Source organism: Streptomyces sp. NPDC048565, assembly GCF_040650935.1.
Lineage (GTDB): Bacteria > Actinomycetota > Actinomycetes > Streptomycetales > Streptomycetaceae > Streptomyces.
Genome location: NZ_JBEZIH010000012.1, coordinates 51,453 through 71,020, shown reverse-complemented (window position 1 = coordinate 71,020; position 19,568 = coordinate 51,453). Strand labels below are relative to the sequence as shown.

Here is a 19,568-nt window from a genome sequence, read left to right as displayed (position 1 = left end):
CCCGGCGGGGCGCCCTTTCGTCCGTCTGCTCGCAGGCCTGTCAGCCCATGAACTTCTTGAACTCGTCCGGCAGCTCGAAGTTCTTCTCGTCCTGGGCGGGCAGGTTGAACGCGCCGCCCTGCGCCGCCTGCTCGCGGCGGGCCGCGGCTGCCTGCTCCTCGGCCTTGCGCTTCATCGGGTTGCCGCTCTTGCGCTTGCCCTTGGCCTGCTTGACCTGCTTCTTCTGACGGCCGGGGCCGCCGCCCGAGCCGGGCATCCCCGGCATCCCGGGCATGCCGCCGCCCTGCGCCATCTTGGACATCATCTTGCGGGCCTCGAAGAACCGCTCGACGAGGCCCTTGACCGCGGAGACCTCGGACCCTGAGCCCTTGGCGATACGGGCCCGGCGCGAGCCGTTGATGATCGTCGGCTCGGCGCGCTCCTTGGGCGTCATCGACTTGATGATCGCGGCCATGCGGTCGACGTCGCGCTCGTCGATGTTGTTGATCTGGTCCTTGATCTGCCCCATGCCGGGCAGCATCCCGAGCAGCTTGGAGATGGAGCCCATCTTGCGGACCTGCTCCATCTGCGCCAGGAAGTCGTCGAGCGTGAAGTCCTTGCCCTTGCTCGACGCCAGCTTGGAGGCCATTTTGGCGGCCTCTTCCTGGCTGAAGGTCTTCTCCGCCTGCTCGATCAGGGTGAGCAGGTCACCCATGTCGAGGATGCGGGAGGCCATGCGGTCGGGGTGGAAGGCGTCGAAGTCCTCGAGCTTCTCACCGTTCGACGCGAACATGATCTGCTTGCCCGTGACGTGGGCGATCGACAGGGCGGCACCACCACGGGCGTCACCGTCGAGCTTGGAGAGCACCACGCCGTCGAAACCGACGCCGTCGCGGAAGGCCTCGGCGGTGTTGACCGCGTCCTGACCGATCATCGCGTCGACGACGAAGAGGATCTCGTCGGGGCTGACGGCGTCGCGGATGTCCGCGGCCTGCCGCATCAGCTCCTCGTCGATGCCGAGACGCCCGGCGGTGTCGACGATCACGATGTCGTGGACCTTGGACCTGGCGAACTCGATGGAGTCCTTGGCGACCGCGACCGGGTCACCCACGCCGTTGCCCGGCTCCGGCGCGTACACCGCGACACCCGCGCGGTCGGCGACGACGCTCAGCTGGTTGACGGCGTTGGGGCGCTGGAGGTCACAGGCGACGAGCAGCGGGGAGTGGCCCTGGCTCTTGAGCCAGAGGCCGAGCTTTCCGGCGAGGGTCGTCTTACCCGCACCCTGCAGGCCCGCGAGCATGATCACGGTGGGCGGGTTCTTGGCGAACCTGAGCCGCCGGGTCTCGCCACCGAGGATGCCGACGAGCTCCTCGTTGACGATCTTGACGACTTGCTGGGCGGGGTTCAGCGCCTGGGAGACCTCGGCGCCGCGCGCCCGCTCCTTGATGTTGGCGATGAACGCGCGGACGACGGGGAGGGCGACATCGGCCTCGAGGAGGGCGATACGGATCTCGCGAGCCGTGGCGTCGATGTCCGCCTCGGACAAGCGGCCCTTGCCCCTGAGGTTTTTGAAAGTCGCGCTAAGGCGGTCGGAGAGAGTATCGAACACGGCGCTCGTCGGTCCTCAGGGTCGGGGGCGTGGCAGGTCAGTCGCTCTCCAGGGTATCCGGACCCCGGAGAACACAAAGCCCTCGCCCGATTCTCGTGACGAACGGGCCGGGGGAAGGGGCTCAGCCCAACGCCCTCTCGACCTCCCCGGCCACCTCGGCGGCCCGCTCCGGAGCCAGTGGTCCACCGGCGCGGTCCGTGACGTAGAAGGCGTCCACCGCGTTCGCCCCGAGCGTGGAGACATGGGCGCTGCGCACGCGTACCGCGCTCTGCTCCAGCGCCCGGCCGATCCGGTGCAGCAGCCCGGGGGCGTCCTGGGCGCGTACCTCGATCACGGTGGCCAGGCGGGAGCCGGCCGCGGCGACGCTCACCCTGGGGGGCGGGGCCTTCACCCCGCGCCGCCGTGGATAGGCCGCCTCGCGTTCGGCGAGCCTGGCCCGGATGTCGAGGGAGCCGTCCAGGGCGCGTACGAGGTCGGCGCGCAGCCGGGCGGCCTGCGGGAGCGAGCCGTACTCGGCCGCGACCCGCCAGCTGAGCACCAGCAGACCTGCCGATTCGCCGAGCTCGGTGGGGAGCTCGACGGCGCGCAGATCGGCGGCGCGCACGGTGAGGCGGTGCAGCGCGAGCACTCCGGCGGCGGCGGGCAGGACGCCGGGGCGGTCGGGCAGCGCGATGAGGAGTTCGACACCGACGGGTTCGGGTCCGCCGTCCTCGGCGGCCGGCTCGGTCCTGGTGTGCAGGGACAGGACGGGTTCGCCGGTGCGCAGGGCCTCGACGGCGAGGCGCTCCTGCTCGGCGCTGGGCGCGAGCGGTTCCGGCGCCGGTGGTTCCTCGCCCGCCAGCAGCGCGACGACGCGTTTGACCAGGTCGGCGACGAGGGAGGCCCGCCAGGCGCTCCACGCGGCGGGTCCGGTGGCCAGCGCGTCGGCCTCGGTGAGCGCGTGCAGGAGCTCCAGGGTGGAGGCGCTGCCCACGGCGGTGGCGACGGAGCGGACGGTCGCGGGGTCGTCGAGGTCGCGCCGGGTGGCGGTCTCGACGAGCAGCAGGTGGTGGCGTACGAGCGTGGCGACGACGCCCACGTCCTGCTTGTCGAAGCCGATGCGGGCGGCCATGTCGCGGGCGATGACCTCGCCGGCGACGGAGTGGTCCCCCGGCCATCCCTTGCCGATGTCGTGGAGCAGCGCGGCGATCAGGAGAAGGTCGGGGCGGCCGACGCGGCGCGTGAGGTGGGAGGCGCGGACGGCCGTCTCGACGAGATGCCGGTCGACGGTCCAGGTGTGCACGGGGTTGCGCTGCGGCCGGCAGTGGACCCGCTCCCAGTCGGGCAGCAGGCGGGTGACGATGCCTTCCGATTCGAGCGCCTCCCACACACCGACGGTGGACTCGCCCGCGCCGAGCAGGGTGATGAGCTCCTCGCGGGCCTGGGCGGGCCACGGCACGGGGAGCGGCTGGGCCGCGGTGCCCAGATGCCGTACGAGATGACGGGAGAGCGGCAGTCCTGCCTCGGCCGCCGCAGCTGCGGCCCTGAGGGTGAGCACGGGGTCGCGTTCGGGGCGGGCGGTGCGCGCGAGGACGACCTCGCCGTCGGCCTCGACGACGCCCTCGGCGAGCGGGGTGCGTTCCGGTGCGGTCTTGGTGCCGCCGAGGATCGTCCGCAGCCGTGGCCGTGCGGAGCGGGCCCGCAGGACGCGGTTGACCTCCCGCCAGGTGACGTCGGTGGCGTAGGAGACGGTCCTGGCGGCCTCGTACACCTGGCGCAACAGGGCGTCGGCGTCCAGGAGGCCGAGCGCCCCGGCGACCTGGTCCTGTTCCTGGAGGGCCAGGCGGTCGGTGGCACGGCCGGTGGTGAGGTGGAGCGCGTCGCGCGCGTCGAGGAGCGTACGACGGGCCTCGGCGAGGCCTTCGCGGGGTGCGTCCGCGACCCAGGAGGCGGCGACGGCGCGCAGGGCGCCGGCGTCACGGAGGCCGCCGCGGGCCTCCTTGAGGTCGGGTTCCAGGAGGAACTGGAGCTCGCCCATGCGTTCGACCCGCTCGCGGCAGAGCTCGTCGAGGGCGGGGAGGCGCTTGGGGGCCTGGTTGCGCCAGTCGGCGAGGATCGCGGTCCGCAGCCCGGCGACGAGGCCGAGGTCTCCGGCGACGGGGCGCGCGTCGAGCAGTCCGAGCTGGACCTTGAGGTCCTCCCCCGCCGTCCTGCGGGCTTCGCCGGGGGTGCGTACGGAGTGGTCGAGGGCGAGGCCGAGGTCCCAGACCGGGTACCAGACGCGGTCGGCGAGGGTGGCGACGGCTCCGGCGTCCGCGGTCCCGTCGTGCAGGAGCACGAGGTCGAGGTCGCTGCGCGGGGAGAGCTCGCCCCGCCCGTATCCGCCGACGGCGACGAGGGCCGCGCCGCGCACCCCCGCGTGCTCGGCGGCGGCGGTGAACAGCCCGGTGAGCCAGTCGTCGGTGAGCCGGGCCAGAGCGGCACGGCGCGGCGGCCCGGACTGCGTCTCGTCCTGGAGGAGACGCAGCCGGGCCGCCGCATAGCAGCTGGGTCCCGAGTCCCCGGGATCTGTGGTCACTTCGGTGCTCGTCACCCAGCTGCCTTTCCGTTCACGGGAACCGCCCGGTCAGAGTGCGTCCGGGCCGCGCTCGCCGGTCCGTACGCGGATCGCGGTCTCGACCGGGACGCTCCAGACCTTCCCGTCGCCGATCTTGCCGGTCCTGGCGGCCTTGACGACCACGTCGATGAGCTGTTCGGCGTCCTCGTCCTCGACGAGGACCTCGATACGGATCTTCGGTACGAGGTCGACGGTGTACTCGGCACCACGGTAGACCTCGGTGTGTCCGCGCTGACGCCCGTAACCGCTGGCTTCCGTGACCGTGAGGCCCTGGACGCCGAAGGCCTGGAGGGCCTCCTTGATCTCGTCCAGCCTGTGTGGCTTCACGACTGCGGTGATGAGCTTCATGCGTCCACCTTCTTGTTCGTCGTCGCCGCTGCCGAGCCTGCGGCCTGGGCCGTGGTGCGGGGGGCGGAGCCGCCGCCGGCGCCGCTGAAGTCGTACGCCGTCTCGGCGTGTTCGACCTGGTCGATGCCGGAGATCTCGTCGTCCTCGCTGACCCGCATCCCGATCGTCCTGTCGAGGATGAACGCGAGTGCCGCGGAGACCACCAGGGAGTAGGCGAGTACCGCGAAGACACCGACGGCCTGCTTGCCGAGCTGGTCGAGCCCGCCGCCGTAGAACAGACCCTTGGCGTCGGACTGCACACCGCCGGTGGCGAAGAAGCCGACGAGGAGGGAGCCGATGACACCGCCGACGAGGTGGACGCCGACGACGTCCAGGGAGTCGTCGTAGCCGAACCTGTACTTGAGGCCGACGGCCATGGCGCAGAGTACACCGGCGATCACACCGACGGCGATGGCGCCGAGCGGGCTGACCGAGCCGCCCGCGGGGGTGATGGCGACGAGCCCCGCGACGGCGCCGGACGCGGCACCGAGGGTGGTGAAGGAGCCGTGGCGGATCTTCTCGTAGGCGAGCCAGCCGAGGACCGCGGCACCGGTGGCGACCTGCGTGTTGAGGAACATGACGGCGCCGACGCCGTCGTCGTTGCCGAGCCAGGAGCCGGCGTTGAAGCCGAACCAGCCGAACCACAGGAGGGCGGCGCCGAGCATGACGAGCGGCAGGCTGTGCGGCCGCATCGGGTCCTTCTTGAAGCCGATCCGCTTGCCGATGACGAGGATCACGCCGAGGGCAGCGGCACCGGCGTTGATGTGGACGGCCGTACCGCCGGCGAAGTCGATGACACCCAGCTCGTAGAGCCAGCCGCCCGCGCCCCAGACCCAGTGCGCGACCGGGAAGTAGACGACGGTGACCCAGAGGGTGATGAACAGGGCCCAGGAGGTGAACTTGACGCGGTCGGCGAGTGCGCCGCTGATGAGGGCCGGGGTGAGCACGGCGAACATCAGCTGGAAGACCGCGAAGACGTACACCGGGATGGTGGTGCCGTCCCAGAGCTCGGTGACGCCGATCCCGCTGAGACCGACGAAGTCCGAGCTCCAGCCTATGACGGAACCGGCATCGGTGCCGAAGGCGAGGCTGAATCCGTAGAGCACCCACAGGATCGTGACGATCCCGAGGCTGACGAAGCTCATCATCAGCATGTTCAGAGTGCTCTTGACGCGGACCATGCCCCCGTAGAAGAAGGCCAGGCCCGGGGTCATGAGCATCACCAGCGCGGAGCAGATGAGCATGAACCCTGTGTTGGCGGCAGACAGCTGCGGGGCGTCTGCGGCAAGCGTCGTGATGCCTGGGGGCATCGGCGTCTCCTCGTCGTCGGTGCGGCCACGTGCGGGGGTGCGGGACCACGGTGAAAAGGTGCGGGCCGGTTATGCGCCATGAGATTCCCGCAGCGCGGTTTCCACGGATGCCGCACGATGTTTCACCGCAGTGACGAAGGAGCTGTACGTGTTACGTCGCCATGAACCACGGGTGTCGGACCCGGTGGGCTGCCTACCATGCTGCCTGCGCCGCATACGGTGCGGCCGGAGCGTCCGAGGACGTGAACCGGCCACGACAGCGACCCGCTGACCTGGCGATGGGGGAGCCGAGTCGGGTGGTACGGGGCGGCCGTCGTGGCCGGTGGCGGAAGGTGCCGGTCAGACCGCTTCGGCGGTCTCCGGGAGCTGCTCGGAGAGCAGGTCGGTGAGCTGGGCGACCTCGGGAACGTCCCCGAAGTCCCTGGCTGCGGTGTCGACGGTCTTGCGGAGCCTGGTGTTGACGCGCTCCGACCTGACCTTCTTGGCGATCTTCAGGGCGCTGGTGGCGAGAACCGTCGACTCCTCGGGCTCACGCTTGATGAGGTGCACCGTGGCCATGCCGATCAGATTGAGCGCGTAGGACCTCTGGTGCTCCTCGTCCTCGCCGAACAACTCGACCGCGCGGGCCATGACGGGCTCGGCGAGCGAGGCGTAGGTGGGGCTGCGGCCCGCGACATAGGCCAGGTCACGGTAGGAGTGGGCGTTCTCGCCGTGCAGCTCGGCATGGGAGAAGAAGCGGATCCAGTCGGGCTCGGGCTCGTCGTCGACGAGGGCGTCGGCGAAGGTGTCCTCGGCCATCCGGACCGCTCGCTTGCACTTGCTCGGCTGGCCCATGTTGGCGTAGGCGCGCGCCTCCATCGCATACAGCATGGCCTGGGTCCGGGAGGTGGCGCAGTCACGACTGCCGTACTGGGCGAGATGGATGAGTTCGAGCGCGTCGTCGGGCCGGCCGAGGTGGATCATCTGTCGGCTCATGCTGGACAGGATGTACGAACCCAGCGGCTTGTCGCCGGCCTCCTTGGAGGCGTGCAGGGCGAGCACGAAGTACTTCTGGGCGGTGGGCTGGAGCCCCACGTCGTAGCTCATCCAGCCCGCCAGCTCGGCCAGTTCGGCCGCGCAGCGGAACAACCGCCCGGCGGTGGCCCTGGTCTGCGGCTCCTGCAGCAGGTCGGTGACCTCGTGGAGCTGGCCGACGACGGCCTTGCGGCGCAGCCCGCCGCCGCACTGGGCGTCCCACTGGCGGAACATGGCGGTGGTGGACTCCAGCAGGTCGAGCTCGGGCCCCGAGAGCCGCGAGGAGCGGCTGCCTGCGGCCGGCAGCGCGCTTTCCGGCTCCCCCGGGCGGGCGACGGGCACCAGCCAGCGCTGCATGGGCTCGATGAGGGTGGGTCCTGCGGCCAGGGCGAGGGAGCTGCCGAGGAAGCCGCGCCGGGCGAGCATGAGGTCGCTGCGGGAGAACTCGCTGAGCAGCGCGACGGTCTGCGGGCCCGCCCAGGGCAGGTCGACCCCCGCCACCGAAGGCGCCTGGTGAGCGGTGCGCAGTCCGAGGTCCTCGACGGAGACGACGGTACCGAAGCGCTCGGAGAGCAGCTCGGACAGGATGCGCGGGATGGGTTCGCGGGGCTGTTCGCCGTCGAGCCAACGGCGCACCCGGGAGGTGTCGGTGCTGATGTGGTGGGCACCCAGCTGGCGGGCGCGCCGGTTCACCTGGCGGGCGAGCTCGCCCTTGGACCAGCCGCTCCGCACGAACCACGAACCCAGTTGCCCGTTGGGGCGCTTCCCGGCATTCGTCTCGCCTGCGCCGCTGCCACTCACTGGAACGCCCCCCATCCCTCTGAAATCTGTCGCGCGAACCTCTATCAGAATGCCGTGCCCCGCCGCTGCCCGTACCCGCGTTGTGCACCATCGAACAGATCGGCGGTTTGCCCGAGGCATACTCAACTGCAGGTGCAATTGCAGCTTCGGGTACCCACGGTAATCCTACGATCACCGTCGCGGCGAGGGCCATTGCGGAAACGCCACCATTCGCCACCCCTTCGGATGAACCCGTTCGGCGCAGTGCGCGATTCACTTGACAGGCCGTGATCGGCAGCAGGCGGACTGAAGCATTCAGGGGCGTGCGGTTCACCGTGTACCCCCTGCGTCGCCACCCCGTGCGCCGGCGGATCCGCGGCGCACGGAGGGCGTACCGGTGCTCGGGGTCGTAACCACCGGTGAGTCGGACCCGTTGGAGGGGGCATGGGCTTCACGATCGGCGGCATCCGGGAGATGCGGTCAGGCACGCGGCGCCGCGGGCGCACGGCCGGGGCGACCGCGGTGGCCGAATACACAGGACTCTGGGGCTGGGCGGTGGCTCCGGGCGCGCGTGCCGCGGCAGGCGTCTGCTCGTGCGGCGACACCGGGTGCGCCGCCCCCGGCGCCCATCCGCTGGACTTCGCCCGCGAGGTGCCGCCCGGCGCCACGCTCGGCACGGCCGCCGACGCCTGGGCCGAGGTGCCGGGCGCCTCGATGCTGCTCCCCACCGGCCGCTCCTTCGACGTGCTGGACGTCGCCGAGGCCGCCGGCCGTCGCGCGCTGGTGCGGATGGAGCGGATGGGGCTGCCTCTGGGGCCTGTGACGGTGACGCCGTCCGGCCGTACACAGTTCTTCGTCGCACCCGGCGCCGCTGCGGGGCTGCCGGGGCTGCTCTACCGGATGGGCTGGGACGACGCGCACCTGGATCTGCGGGCCCTGGGCCGCGGGGGTTACGTCACCGCCCCGCCGTCGGACCTCGGGGGCCTCGGCCCGGTGCGCTGGCTCCGCGCGCCGGTGCCGGACACCGCCGCCGCTCCCCCGCAGGCGCGGCTGCTGCTGGGCACCCTCGCCTACATATGCCACCGGTGGTGAACGCCGAAGGGCGGTGAACCCCCTCGGGGGTCCACCGCCCTTCACGCCTGAGCCGGGCCGGAGCGCCGGTCAGCCGGCGGTCAGTCGCCGATCAGTGCGTCGACGAAGGCGCCCGGCTCGAACGGGGCCAGGTCGTCCGGCCCCTCTCCGAGGCCGATGAGCTTCACGGGGACGCCCAGCTCGCGCTGGACCGCGACCACGATGCCGCCCTTGGCCGTGCCGTCCAGCTTGGTGAGGACGATGCCGGTGATGTCGACCACCTCGGCGAAGACCCTGGCCTGGACGAGACCGTTCTGTCCGGTCGTGGCGTCGAGGACGAGCAGGACCTCGTCGAGCGGCCCGTGCTTCTCGACGACCCGCTTGACCTTGCCGAGCTCGTCCATCAGCCCGGTCTTGGTGTGCAGCCGGCCGGCGGTGTCGATGAGCACCACGTCGGCGCCCTCGGCGATGCCCTCCTTCACCGCGTCGAAGGCGATCGACGCGGGGTCGCCGCCCTCGGGACCGCGCACCGTACGCGCGCCGACGCGCTCGCCCCAGGTCTGGAGCTGGTCGGCGGCGGCGGCGCGGAAGGTGTCCGCCGCGCCGAGCAGGACACTGCGGCCGTCGGCGACGAGCACCCGGGCGAGCTTGCCCGTCGTGGTCGTCTTGCCGGTGCCGTTGACCCCGACGACCATCACGACGCCGGGCGTCTCCTCGCCGCCCTCCGTCCTGACCGTGCGGTCGAAGTCGGGGCCGAGCAGGGTGACGAGTTCCTCGCGGAGCAGGGTGCGCAGCTCGTCGGGCGTACGGGTGCCGAGTACACGGACCCGCTCCCTGAGCCGCTCCACCAGCTCCTGGGTGGGGGCGACGCCGACATCGGCGGTGAGGAGGGTGTCCTCGATCTCCTCCCAGGTGTCCTCGTCGAGGTTGTCTCGGGACAGGAGCGTGAGCAGCCCCTTGCCCAGGGAGTTCTGTGAACGGGCGAGCCGCGCGCGGAGCCGCACCAAGCGGCCCGCGGTGGGTTCGGGGACTTCGAGCTCGGGGATCTCCGGCTCGATGACGACGGGGGTCTCCCCGACGGGAGTCCCCTCGCCGGGGAGACCGACCTCCTCGATGGTGCGCCGCGCTTCGTCGCGCGGCGTCTCGGCCTCCTCGCCGACGTGGGGCTCGGCGGGAGGAGTGAGGGTCGGCGTGCTCGACGGGGCCTCGGGCGGCAGCTGCTTCTTCTTGCGGCTGCTGACCACGAGCCCGCTGATCAGGCCGACCGCGACCAGGGCGATGACTACAGCAAGGATGACGATTTCCATAACGCGTCCAGTATCGGCCACGGCCGAGGTCCGGCGCGGCTGCGAAGAGCGGAGGGTGTCGGCCGTTGGGTCGGTATGCCACGTTTGGGGGTAAAGGTACGCTGCTGCCCGTGGAGAACCGCGGCCTGGAACCCGTCCCCGACGCCGAGCGCACCGGCAGGGTCCGCGCCCTGTTCCCCACCTGGGTGACGGCCAACATGACGGTGCTGCTGCTGACCGTGGGAGCCGGGCTCACCGTCTTCAACGGGCTGAATTTCTGGCAGGTGCTGGTCGTGGCGGCAACGGCCTCCGTGGTCTCGTTCGGACTGGTCGGTCTGGTGTCGATCGCGGGCAGGCGGGGCGGGGCGCCGGGCATGGCGCTGTCGAGGGCGGTTTTCGGACAGCGCGGCAATCTCTTCCCCGGAGCCCTGCTCTGGGTGGCCCGCTGGGGCTGGGAGACCGTGAACGCGGTCACCGGCTCCTACGCACTGCTGGCGGCACTCGATCTGTTGTTCGATGCCCGGCGTACCCACACCCTGGTCCTGGTGACGCTGACGGCCTTCGTAGCCACCGGCTTCCTCGTGTCGGGGATCGGGATCAGGGCGCTGCGGCTGTCCTCCCGGATCTCCGTCCTGCTCTTCGGGGTCGCGAGTGTCCTGGTCCTGGCCGATCTGATCGCCTCGGCCCCGTGGGAAACCGTCCTGGGCAGGCCGCCCGGTACGGCGGCGATGATGATCGCGGGGATCGGGCCGCTGGCGGCCGGTGGCATCAGCTGGGTTCCCTCCGCCCCGGACTTCGCCCGCTATCTGCCGCGCTCCGCTTCCGGCCGGGCGATGGTCGGCGCGGCCGTGGGCGGGGCGCTGGTCACGGTGTTACCGATGGTGATGATGGGGGCGGTGATGGCGGTGAGCTCACCCCACCTGGCTGTCACGAAGGACCCCGTGGCCTTCATCGGCGACCTGCTCCCCCGGTGGATCGCGGTGCCCTATCTCCTGCTCGCCGTCGTCGGCATGGTGCTGATCAACGCGATGTCGATGTACTCCGCGGGCTTCACCGCGCAGACGCTCGGCTTCGCGATCCCCCGTGCCTGGGCCGTGGGTGTGAACGCGACGATCAGCCTGCTGCTCGGCGGAACGCTGATGATGGTGGCGACGAGCTTCATCGGCACCTTCCTCTCGTTCCTGACCCTGCTCGGGGTGACGTTCTCCGCCTGGATCGGGGTCTTCGGCGTGGACATGCTCCGGGGCCGTACGTACGACCCGGCGGCCCTCATGGACACCTCTCCCGGCAGCGGCTACTGGTACACCCGGGGTTTCAGCCGGCCGGCCATGGGCGCCTGGGCCTTGGCACTCGTGACGGGGCTGCTGTTCACCGACGTCGAGTGGTTCACCGGCCCGCTCGCCGCTTCCTGGGTCGGGGGTCACGGGCTCGGCTGGGCGGCCACGATCCTGGTCGCCGCCGGGGCGTACGCGGTGCTGCCGCGCCCGGCGGACAGGACCGCGGGCGCGACGGCCCGCTTCTGACCCCGTGCCGGCGGACGGGGAGGCAGCGGGGCGGCGGGCGTCAGCCCATCTCCTCCAGCGCCTTGCCCTTGGTCTCCTTCACGAAGAGGATCACGAAGGGGATGGAGAGCACGGCGAAGCAGGCGTAGATGATGTAGGTGCCCGAGAGGTTCCAGTCGGCCAGGCTCGGGAAGCTCGCGGTGATGGCCCAGTTGGCGATCCACTGCGCGGATGCGGCGACACCCAGCGCGGCGGCCCGGATCCGGTTCGGGAACATCTCGCCGAGGAAGACCCAGACCACGACACCCCACGACAGGGCGAAGAAGAGCACGAAGACATGGGCCGCGATCAGGGCCACGGTGCCCTGGGTGGTGGGCAGTTTGCCGTCGACCAGGTCCGCCGAGAAGGCCCAGGCCTCGAACGCCAGGGCGATGGCCATACCGGTGGATCCGATGAGCGCGAGCGGCCTGCGGCCGACCCGGTCCACCAGGACCATGGCGATCACGGTGCCGATGATGTTGATGATCGACGTGGTGAACGAGTAGAAGAACGAGTCGGTCGGGTCGATGCCGACGGACTGCCACAGCGTCGCCGAGTAGTAGAACGCCACGTTGATGCCGACGAGCTGCTGGAAGACCGACAGCCCGATACCGACCCAGACGATCGGCAGGAAGCCGAAGCGTCTCCCGAACAGGTCGCTGAACTTGGACTTGTGCTCACGGCGCATGGCCGTCTCGATCTCTTCCACGCGCCGGTCGAGGTCGACGTTCTCGCCCTCGACCTCTTCGAGGATCTTCCGGGCGCGCTCACGCTTGCCGATGGAGAGCAGGAAGCGCGGCGACTCGGGGATCGCGAAGGACAGCAGCCCGTACAGGATGGCAGGCAGGACCATCACGCCGAGCATCCACTGCCAGGCCTCCAGGCCGGCGATCTTGCCGCGCTGGTCGCCGTCGGCGATCTGCAGGATCCCGTAGTTGACCAGCTGCGAGATGGCGATACCGATGACGATGGCAGCCTGCTGGAAGGAGCCGAGCCGGCCTCGGTAGGCGGGCGGCGAGACCTCGGCGATGTAGGCCGGGCCGATGACCGAGGCCATGCCGATCGCGAAGCCGCCGATGATCCGCCACATGGCGAGGTCCCAGAGGGCGAACGGCAGCGCGGATCCGATGGCGCTGGCGGTGAACAGCACCGAGGAGATCTGCATGCAGCGGATACGGCCGATCCGGTCGGCGATCCGTCCGGCCGTGGCCGCACCGATCGCACAGCCGATCAGTGCGATGGCGATCACCTGCGCGAGCGTCCCCGACCCGATGTCGTAGCGGTGGCGGATGGCTTCCACGGCGCCGTTGATGACGGAACTGTCGTAGCCGAAGAGAAAACCGCCCATCGCTGCGGCCGCGGTGATGAAGATGACATGGCCGAGATGGTCCGGGTGGGCCTCCCGCGCTCCGGACTCCGGTCCGTTCGCCGTGCTGGTCACATGAACTCCTGTTACCTGGCCGCCAACGTCAGGTGTGGGGGATGAGCCCTCCCAGTGGCGCACAACTTCCCGGCGGCCACCACTTGAGGACCGGAGCCTGGGTGGGACGGGTGTGACCACCCATCAGCCGCGGTACGCGGAGCTCAGCGCAGCCGCTGGCTGATCACCTTGGAGACGCCGTCGCCCTGCATCGAGACGCCGTAGAGCGCGTCGGCGACCTCCATCGTCCGCTTCTGGTGCGTGATGACGATGAGCTGGGAGCTCTCCTGGAGCTCCTCCATGAGCCGGATCAGGCGCTGCAGATTGGTGTCGTCGAGCGCAGCCTCCACCTCGTCCATGACATAGAAGGGACTCGGCCTGGCCTTGAAGATGGAGACCAGCAGGGCGACGGCCGTGAGGGATCGCTCGCCGCCGGACAGCAGGGAGAGCCGCTTGACCTTCTTGCCCGGCGGCCTGGCCTCGACGTCCAGACCGGTCGTCAGCATGTTGTCCGGGTCGGTGAGGATGAGACGGCCCTCGCCGCCCGGGAAGAGCCGGGAGAACACGCCCTCGAACTCGCGTGCGGTGTCCCGGAAGGCCTCCGTGAACACCTGCTCCACCCGCTCGTCGACCTCCTTGATCACCTGCATCAGATCGGCACGCGTCTTCTTCAGGTCCTCGAGCTGCTCGGAGAGGAACTTGTGCCGCTCCTCCAGCGCCGAGAACTCCTCGAGCGCGAGAGGATTCACCTTCCCGAGTTGCTGGTACGCCCGTTCGGCCGCCTTCAGCCGCTTCTCCTGTTCTCCCCTGACGAACGGCTTCGGCTGATTGCGCGGATGCTCGGGATCCGTCGGCAGCTCCTCACCCTCCGCCGCGGGGGACGGGGGCACCAGCTGTTCCGGACCGTACTCGGCGGCCAGGCCGGCCGGCTCGACTCCGAACTCCTCCAGTGCCTTGGCCTCCACCTGCTCCATCCTCAGCCGCTTCTCGGCCCCGAGCACCTCGCCCCTGTGCACCGAGTCGGTGAGCCGGTCGAGCTCGCTCTTCAGGTCGCGGCCGCGTCCGCGTTCGGCCGTCAGGTCCCGCTCGCGTTCGGCCTTCGCCGCCTCGGCCCGGCCGCGCTCCTCGTCCGCCCGTACGACCGAGACCTCGACGTGGGCGAGCAGCTGCCGCGCGCCCGACGCCACGGCGGTGGCCACGGCGGCCTCGTGGCGAAGCCGGGCGCGGCGCTGCTCGGCGCGGGCGCGCGCCTCGCGCTCGGTCCTGGCCCCGCGGTCGAGTGCGTCGGCCCGCCCGGCGAGCGCCTTGACCCGCTCCTCATGGGTACGCGCCTGGAGGCGGGCCTCCATCTCGGTCTGGCGTGCGTTGGCACCGTCGGCGGCGAGCCGGTCGCGTACGGAGGTGTCGGGCTCCTCGTCGACCGGGGTCTCCTCGGCGACCAGCAGCCGTTCCGCGAGCTCCTCGGCCTCCTCGGTGGCACGCTCCAGCGCCTCCTGGGCCCTGGCCGCCGACGCGGTCGTCCGCTCGGCCTCCCCTGCGGCGCCGCGGGCCTGCCCGGCCAGCCGCCCGAGCTGCTGTGCCACCTGGGACTTCTCCCGCTCACCGGCCCGGCGCCGCTCCCCCAGCTCCTCCACCAGGGCCGCGCCCTCGCTGCGGCGTGCCGCGGCGGCGCGCTGGGCCGATGCGAGTTCCTCGCAGCGCACATCGAGCTCGGCCAGTTCGGCGGCGGCCTCGTCGACGGACGCCTGGACCTCCAGCAGGCTGGGCGCGCCCGCGGATCCGCCGTGTGCGAAGTGGGCACCCAGCACATCGCCGTCGGCGGTGACGGCGGCCAGCCCTGGGTGGGCGGCGACCAGCTCCTCGGCGTCCTCCAGGGTCCCGACGACGACCATGTCGCGCACCAGCCGCCGCACGGCGACCATCAGTTCGGCGGGGCCCCGCACCAGGCCGGCGACGGTAGGCGCGGTGCACTCCCCGGTGACGAGGGCCGGGGCCGCGGATGCCGCCGCACCGTGCTCGGTGCCGGCCGTGGGGCCGTGCTCCGGTCCTGATACCTGCCCGGCCGACCGGCCGGACGCCTGCCCGGGGAGCTGGCCCGCGGACCCACGGCCGGGCTCGGCCTGCGGCTCCGTGCCCTGCGCGGGTACCTGCCCGCCCCCTGTTCCTCCCGTCACCAGAGCCGCGCGCCCCGCGTCCTGCTTGCGCAGCAGGCGGATCGCGTCCGCCGCCGTGCCGGGATCCGTCACCGCGACGGCGTCGGCGGCCGCGCCCAGTGCGGCGGCCACCGCGACCTCGTGCCCCGGGGCCACCGTCAGAAGCTCCGCGACCGGTCCGAGCAGCCCGGCGAGCCGGTCGCCCGCGCCGAGCAGCGCCCCGGTGCCGTCCTTGCGCCGAAGGCCGAGCGCCAGCGCGTCGCGCCGTGCGGAGACCGCCGCGCGGCTGCGTTCCGCCCCGGTGAGCGCATCGCGCGCCGCGCTCAGGTCGGCCTCCGCTCCGGCGAGCTCCCGCTTGGCCGCCTCGTGCCGGTCCGCCAGCTCCGCGTCCCCCGCGTCCAGCCCCTCGACCTCGGCCTTGAGCTGCTCGTACTCCTCCTGGGCCGCGACCGCGCGCTCCTGCGCCTCGTCCCGCGCCGCATCCAGCCGGTCGATCTCGGCCTGAGCCGAACCGGCCCGGCTGCGGGCCGCGTTGACCTGTCCGTTGAGGCGGGCGAGCCCTTCGCGCCGGTCGGCGATGGCACGGGCCGCGTCCCTGAGCCTGCGCTCCTCCGAGGCCAACTCCCGCTCCAGATCGGCACGGTGCGCGGTGGTGTCCTCCAGGGCGTGCTCCGCGGCTTCGAGGGCCGCCGTCAGCTCCATCTCCTGCTCACGGATCCGGGCCGCCTCACGCTCCATGTCCTCGGGGTCGCGCCCACGCCGCTCCTCCTCCGGTACGGCCGTCGCGCTCTTCACCCGGGCGTCGGCGAGCGAGATCGTGCCCCGGACGCGTTCGGCGAGCTGCGAGAGTTCGTACCAGGTCTGCTGGGCCCGCTGGAGCCGTGGCGCCAGCCGGCGTACCTCGTCCTCCAGGTCGGCCTCGCGCGCGAGCGCGGCCCTGAGGTCGGCCTCCGCCGCCTCCCGGCGGCGCTTGAGGGCCGCCTCGTCGGCGATCTCGCCGCGCAGCGCCTCGCGCAGCCGCACCAGGTCGTCGGCGAGCAGCCGCAGTCGGGCGTCCCGCAGATCGGCCTGGATCACCGCGGCCCGGCGGGCCACGGCCGCCTGCCTGCCCAGCGGCTTGAGCTGGCGCCGCAGTTCGTCGGTGAGGTCCTGGACGCGGGCGAGGTTGGCGCCCATCGCCTCCAGTTTCCGTAGCGCCTTCTCCTTGCGCTTACGGTGCTTGAGCACACCGGCCGCCTCCTCGATGAAGGCGCGGCGCCCCGTCGGATCGGCGTGCAGGACCGAGTCGAGACGGCCCTGGCCCACGATGACGTGCATCTCGCGCCCGATACCGGAGTCCGAGAGGAGTTCCTGGATGTCGAGCAGCCGGCAGGTGTCGCCATTGATCTGGTATTCGCTGCCGCCGTTGCGGAACATGATCCTGGTGATCGTGACTTCGGCGTAGTCGATGGGCAGCGCGCCGTCGGAATTGTCGATGGTCAGCGACACTTCCGCACGCCCCAGAGGCGGCCTTCCCGTGGTACCGGCGAAGATCACGTCTTCCATCTTGCCGCCGCGCAGGGATTTGGCTCCCTGTTCACCCATGACCCAGGAGAGCGCGTCCACCACATTGGATTTACCCGACCCGTTGGGGCCGACGACACAGGTGATCCCCGGTTCGAACCGCAGGGTCGTGGCGGAGGCGAACGATTTGAAACCACGGAGGGTCAGGGCCTTGAGGTGCACGCCGCCGGACTCTACCTTTCACTCTCGGTTTCGCTGATGAAGGTGCAGGGCACATCAGACGGTAAGCGAAGAGTGATATGGCCGACGACGGCCCCGGGGGGAAAGAAAGAAGGGACGCCGAAGCGTCCCTTGTAAATCCTGCACGGTGCGGCTGTGCAGTCATAGTGGGTGTCCCGAGCGGCTGGCGTGTTGGCCCCGCCGGCCCTGGCAGGGCCCTGGGGTCAGGTCAGCGCGGGCTCCGCCTGGGGTACGTCGATGTCGATGCTGTCGAGCAGCGACTCCTGGTGCTGAGCGGCGGCGTTGAGCGCGTCGTTCTCGTCCTGGATCCGTACGAGCTCGGATTCCAGGTCCTGAACACGCTTCTGAAGCCGTCGCATCTCGGCGAGGAGTCGCGGATCGGAACCGCCGACGTAACCGAGAAGCGCCTTTGCCATGATGGATGGTCCTCCACACTGAGCGACCGACCGATGCGGTGTGGGTCGTGAGGGAATCGCACCCGCGGTGCTCGGCAGTGCTTCTGTATTCACTGCTGTTCTGCTGTCACCAGCTCTGCCGAACAGCTAAGGTGCGCGGGGTTTTCAGCGTCTCACCAAAAAGTTTGACGGTCAACACGATCACACGCCAGGGGCCCGGGTGTCCCGGGGGCACGCGGCCTGACGATCACGCGGCGTGGCTCTCCTGCGGGTCCCGAAGGGCGTGGAGATCTTCGTCAATGCCGCAGCCTGGCACGAGGTGCGCGTCTTGGCAACCATGTCCGAATGCCGGCTTTCTCCGCAGGTCATTTCGGGTGCGGGGCTCTCGCGCGCCCTCCGTGAACCGTCCGCCACCCGTCGTGCGCGCAGCGGATCCTGCCGGGTGTTTCCGGCGGTGTCAGCGGATCGCGAATCCCTCGTATCCACCGCGCGGGGTGTCCCAGATCTCAGTCACACCATCCACGCGGCCGGGTGTGTCGTCGGAGCCGAGCCAGTCGAGCAGGCGGTGGCAATTCTCACGCGGCCCTTCGGCGACCACCTGTACCCGGCCGTCGTCGAGATTGAGGGCGAAGCCGGTGAGCTTTCCGATCCCCAGAGCATTTTCCCTGGTGAACCAGCGGAACCCTACTTGCTGTACTCGGCCGCGTACCCAAACGACGAGTCGTGCGTCTTCGTTCATGCCCGAACGCTAACCGGCCAATTGTTCAACGAGCACGTCGCCCCAATCCGCCATGGCGTAGGGTCCCCTCGCAATAGCCTCACCCGAACGGGTGAGTTTGATCTTGAATACGGTGACGTCGGCACGACGCCCGGAGCACGAGGAAGGCACAGCGCATGGGACGGCATCGACGCGCAGGCGCGGCCCCCGCCCCTGAGCAGCACGCGGCTGAAGGGCAGGACGGACCGCGGGGCGCACGCCGGAAGAAGCGGACCGGGATGCCCGTACGCGCCGGGCTTCTCGGCGTGTCCGCGGCCGTGGCCGTCGGTGCGGTCGCCGTGGCCTCGGGCCTGCTGCCCGGTGGCGACAGCTACAGCGTCAGCGACGGCGGGGCCGCCGACCAGGTGCACGCGGGCGGAGCGCCCGATCTGCTGACCCAGGGCGACTCGTCCGCCGAACCGACCAGCCGCACCTCGGCCTCCGCGTCGGACCAGGCGGACCGGGGTTCCGGCCGCTCCGCGGCACCCTCGAAGTCCGCGGCGAAGTCCTCCACCTCCCCCTCGGCGACCCCGAGCAGGACGAGCGAGAAGCAGTCCGCCGGTGCGTCGAAGCCGGCGACCAAGGCACCGGAGCGTACGAAGGCGCCCGCCGCGCAGCCGAAGAAGACCTCCTCCAGCCCGACGGCCAAGGCCCCGACGGCTTCGAAGTCCTCCTCCGCCACCCCGAGCCGCACGGCCACCGCGTCGCCGAGCCCGTCCGCCACGACCGCGCAGGCCGCGGTGATCGGCCTGGTCAACAAGGAGCGCGCGAAGGTCGGCTGCAGCCCGGTCACCACGAGCAGCTCGCTGACCGCGCTCGCCCAGGACTTCAGCGAGGACATGGCGGCACGCGACTTCTTCGGCCACACCGACCCCGACGGGGCGACCCCCTGGGACCGCGCCGAGGCGGCCGGTGTCAAGGGTCTCGGCGGCGAGAACATAGCCCGGGGCCAGGCAGACGCGCAGGCCGTGATGGACGCCTGGATGAACAGCGAAGGCCACCGCGCGAACATCCTCAACTGCGACTACAAGACGCTCGGCGTGGGGGTCCACCTCGGCTCCGGCGGCCCCTGGTGGACACAGGACTTCGGCTTCTGAGAAATCCCCGGCCGTCCGAATACCTCTTCGTACACTGACGGGCATGGCATGCCGCATCAGTGAACTGGTCATCGACGTCGCCGACCCCGAGCGGCTCGCCGCGTTCTGGAGCGAGGTGCTCGGCTACACGGAAATCGGCCGGGAGGACGACGGGAGTATCGAGATCGGGCCGCCCGACGCCGGCTTCGGCGGCCCGCAGCCCACCCTGATCCTCAGCCCCAGCAGCGCCCCGCGCGCCGGGAAGCTGCCGCTGCACATCGATGTCAACGCCACCGACCGCGACCAGGACGCCGAGCTGGAGCGGCTGCTCGCGCTCGGCGCCAGGCCCGCCGACGTCGGCCAGAGCGGCAACGAGAGCTGGCACGTCCTGGCCGACCCGGAGGGCAACGAGTTCTGCCTCCTGCGCAGGCGGCTCCAGCCGCTCTGAGAC

The 19,568-nt window shown here is 71.0% G+C and carries 14 protein-coding genes; 4 read left to right on the top strand and 10 right to left on the bottom strand.

The features are described 5' to 3' along the window. Positions 1–40: 40 nt before the first annotated feature. From ffh to AB0C75_RS16610, 5 genes are all read right to left on the bottom strand, one after another. Positions 41–1,588 (bottom strand): signal recognition particle protein, encoded by a 1,548-nt coding sequence (gene ffh / locus AB0C75_RS16630; RefSeq protein ID WP_362891308.1) that lies wholly within the window; start codon positions 1,586–1,588, stop codon positions 41–43. A gap of 121 nt (positions 1,589–1,709) precedes the next feature. Next, positions 1,710–4,160 (bottom strand): [protein-PII] uridylyltransferase, encoded by a 2,451-nt coding sequence (locus tag AB0C75_RS16625; protein ID WP_362891306.1) that lies wholly within the window; start codon positions 4,158–4,160, stop codon positions 1,710–1,712. Positions 4,161–4,193: 33 nt separating this feature from the next. Continuing rightward, entirely contained in the window at positions 4,194–4,532 is a 339-nt protein-coding gene (locus AB0C75_RS16620) for a P-II family nitrogen regulator (protein WP_014048583.1), read from the bottom strand. Further along, entirely contained in the window at positions 4,529–5,881 is a 1,353-nt protein-coding gene (locus tag AB0C75_RS16615) for an ammonium transporter (protein ID WP_362891304.1), read from the bottom strand. The genes AB0C75_RS16620 and AB0C75_RS16615 overlap by 4 nt, the downstream gene beginning before the upstream one ends. Before the next feature lie 339 nt (positions 5,882–6,220). Then, the gene (locus AB0C75_RS16610) at positions 6,221–7,696 is read right to left on the bottom strand and encodes a hypothetical protein (RefSeq protein WP_362891303.1); all 1,476 of its coding nucleotides are present in this window, start codon (positions 7,694–7,696) and stop codon (positions 6,221–6,223) included. Between the two features lie 423 nt (positions 7,697–8,119). On the opposite strand from AB0C75_RS16610, the gene AB0C75_RS16605 reads away from it, so the two are divergent. Next, a complete protein-coding gene (locus AB0C75_RS16605; RefSeq protein ID WP_362891301.1) occupies positions 8,120–8,767 on the top strand; it encodes a bifunctional DNA primase/polymerase in 648 nt (215 codons plus the stop codon). Positions 8,768–8,847: 80 nt separating this feature from the next. Here the strand turns inward: AB0C75_RS16605 and ftsY are convergent, their stop codons facing one another. Then, the gene (ftsY, locus tag AB0C75_RS16600; RefSeq protein ID WP_362891299.1) at positions 8,848–10,053 is read right to left on the bottom strand and encodes a signal recognition particle-docking protein FtsY; all 1,206 of its coding nucleotides are present in this window, start codon (positions 10,051–10,053) and stop codon (positions 8,848–8,850) included. Positions 10,054–10,163: 110 nt separating this feature from the next. Here ftsY and AB0C75_RS16595 point away from each other — a divergent pair, with 110 nt between their 5' ends. Further along, positions 10,164–11,555, top strand: coding sequence for a cytosine permease (locus tag AB0C75_RS16595; RefSeq protein ID WP_362891297.1), 1,392 nt, complete (start codon positions 10,164–10,166; stop codon positions 11,553–11,555). Between the two features lie 40 nt (positions 11,556–11,595). Here the strand turns inward: AB0C75_RS16595 and AB0C75_RS16590 are convergent, their stop codons facing one another. The 4 genes from AB0C75_RS16590 to AB0C75_RS16575 all read right to left on the bottom strand — a co-directional run bounded on the left by AB0C75_RS16590 (position 11,596) and on the right by AB0C75_RS16575 (position 18,023). Further along, positions 11,596–13,014: a sugar porter family MFS transporter gene (locus AB0C75_RS16590; RefSeq protein ID WP_362891295.1), complete on the bottom strand. Its 1,419-nt coding sequence runs from the start codon at positions 13,012–13,014 to the stop codon at positions 11,596–11,598. 143 nt (positions 13,015–13,157) lie between these two features. Next, positions 13,158–16,871 carry an AAA family ATPase gene (locus AB0C75_RS16585; RefSeq protein WP_362891293.1) on the bottom strand — a complete coding sequence of 1,238 codons (3,714 nt, stop codon included), beginning with the start codon at positions 16,869–16,871 and terminating at the stop codon, positions 13,158–13,160. A gap of 221 nt (positions 16,872–17,092) precedes the next feature. Continuing rightward, a complete protein-coding gene (locus AB0C75_RS16580) occupies positions 17,093–17,305 on the bottom strand; it encodes a hypothetical protein (RefSeq protein ID WP_033304037.1) in 213 nt (70 codons plus the stop codon). Between the two features lie 436 nt (positions 17,306–17,741). Further along, positions 17,742–18,023, bottom strand: coding sequence for an acylphosphatase (locus AB0C75_RS16575; protein WP_362891291.1), 282 nt, complete (start codon positions 18,021–18,023; stop codon positions 17,742–17,744). 155 nt (positions 18,024–18,178) lie between these two features. Between AB0C75_RS16575 and AB0C75_RS16570 the strand changes: the two genes are divergently transcribed. Together AB0C75_RS16570 and AB0C75_RS16565 are read left to right on the top strand one after the other, a co-directional pair. Beyond that, positions 18,179–19,138, top strand: a complete 960-nt coding sequence (locus AB0C75_RS16570) for a CAP domain-containing protein (RefSeq protein WP_362891289.1) — start codon at positions 18,179–18,181, stop codon at positions 19,136–19,138. 43 nt (positions 19,139–19,181) lie between these two features. Beyond that, a complete protein-coding gene (locus AB0C75_RS16565) occupies positions 19,182–19,565 on the top strand; it encodes a VOC family protein (RefSeq protein ID WP_362891287.1) in 384 nt (127 codons plus the stop codon). The last annotated feature ends 3 nt before the right edge of the window (positions 19,566–19,568 follow it).

What these genes read in the sequence shown, in the direction of transcription:
- AB0C75_RS16620 (WP_014048583.1), bottom strand. Translation starts at nt 4,532, where the DNA reads ATGAAGCTCATCACCGCAGTCGTGAAGCCACACAGGCTGGACGAGATC.
- AB0C75_RS16615 (WP_362891304.1), bottom strand. Translation starts at nt 5,881, where the DNA reads ATGCCCCCAGGCATCACGACGCTTGCCGCAGACGCCCCGCAGCTGTCT.
- AB0C75_RS16605 (WP_362891301.1), top strand. Translation starts at nt 8,120, where the DNA reads ATGGGCTTCACGATCGGCGGCATCCGGGAGATGCGGTCAGGCACGCGG.
- ftsY (WP_362891299.1), bottom strand. Translation starts at nt 10,053, where the DNA reads ATGGAAATCGTCATCCTTGCTGTAGTCATCGCCCTGGTCGCGGTCGGC.
- AB0C75_RS16580 (WP_033304037.1), bottom strand. Translation starts at nt 17,305, where the DNA reads ATGGCAAAGGCGCTTCTCGGTTACGTCGGCGGTTCCGATCCGCGACTC.
- AB0C75_RS16575 (WP_362891291.1), bottom strand. Translation starts at nt 18,023, where the DNA reads ATGAACGAAGACGCACGACTCGTCGTTTGGGTACGCGGCCGAGTACAG.
- AB0C75_RS16570 (WP_362891289.1), top strand. Translation starts at nt 18,179, where the DNA reads ATGGGACGGCATCGACGCGCAGGCGCGGCCCCCGCCCCTGAGCAGCAC.
- AB0C75_RS16565 (WP_362891287.1), top strand. Translation starts at nt 19,182, where the DNA reads ATGGCATGCCGCATCAGTGAACTGGTCATCGACGTCGCCGACCCCGAG.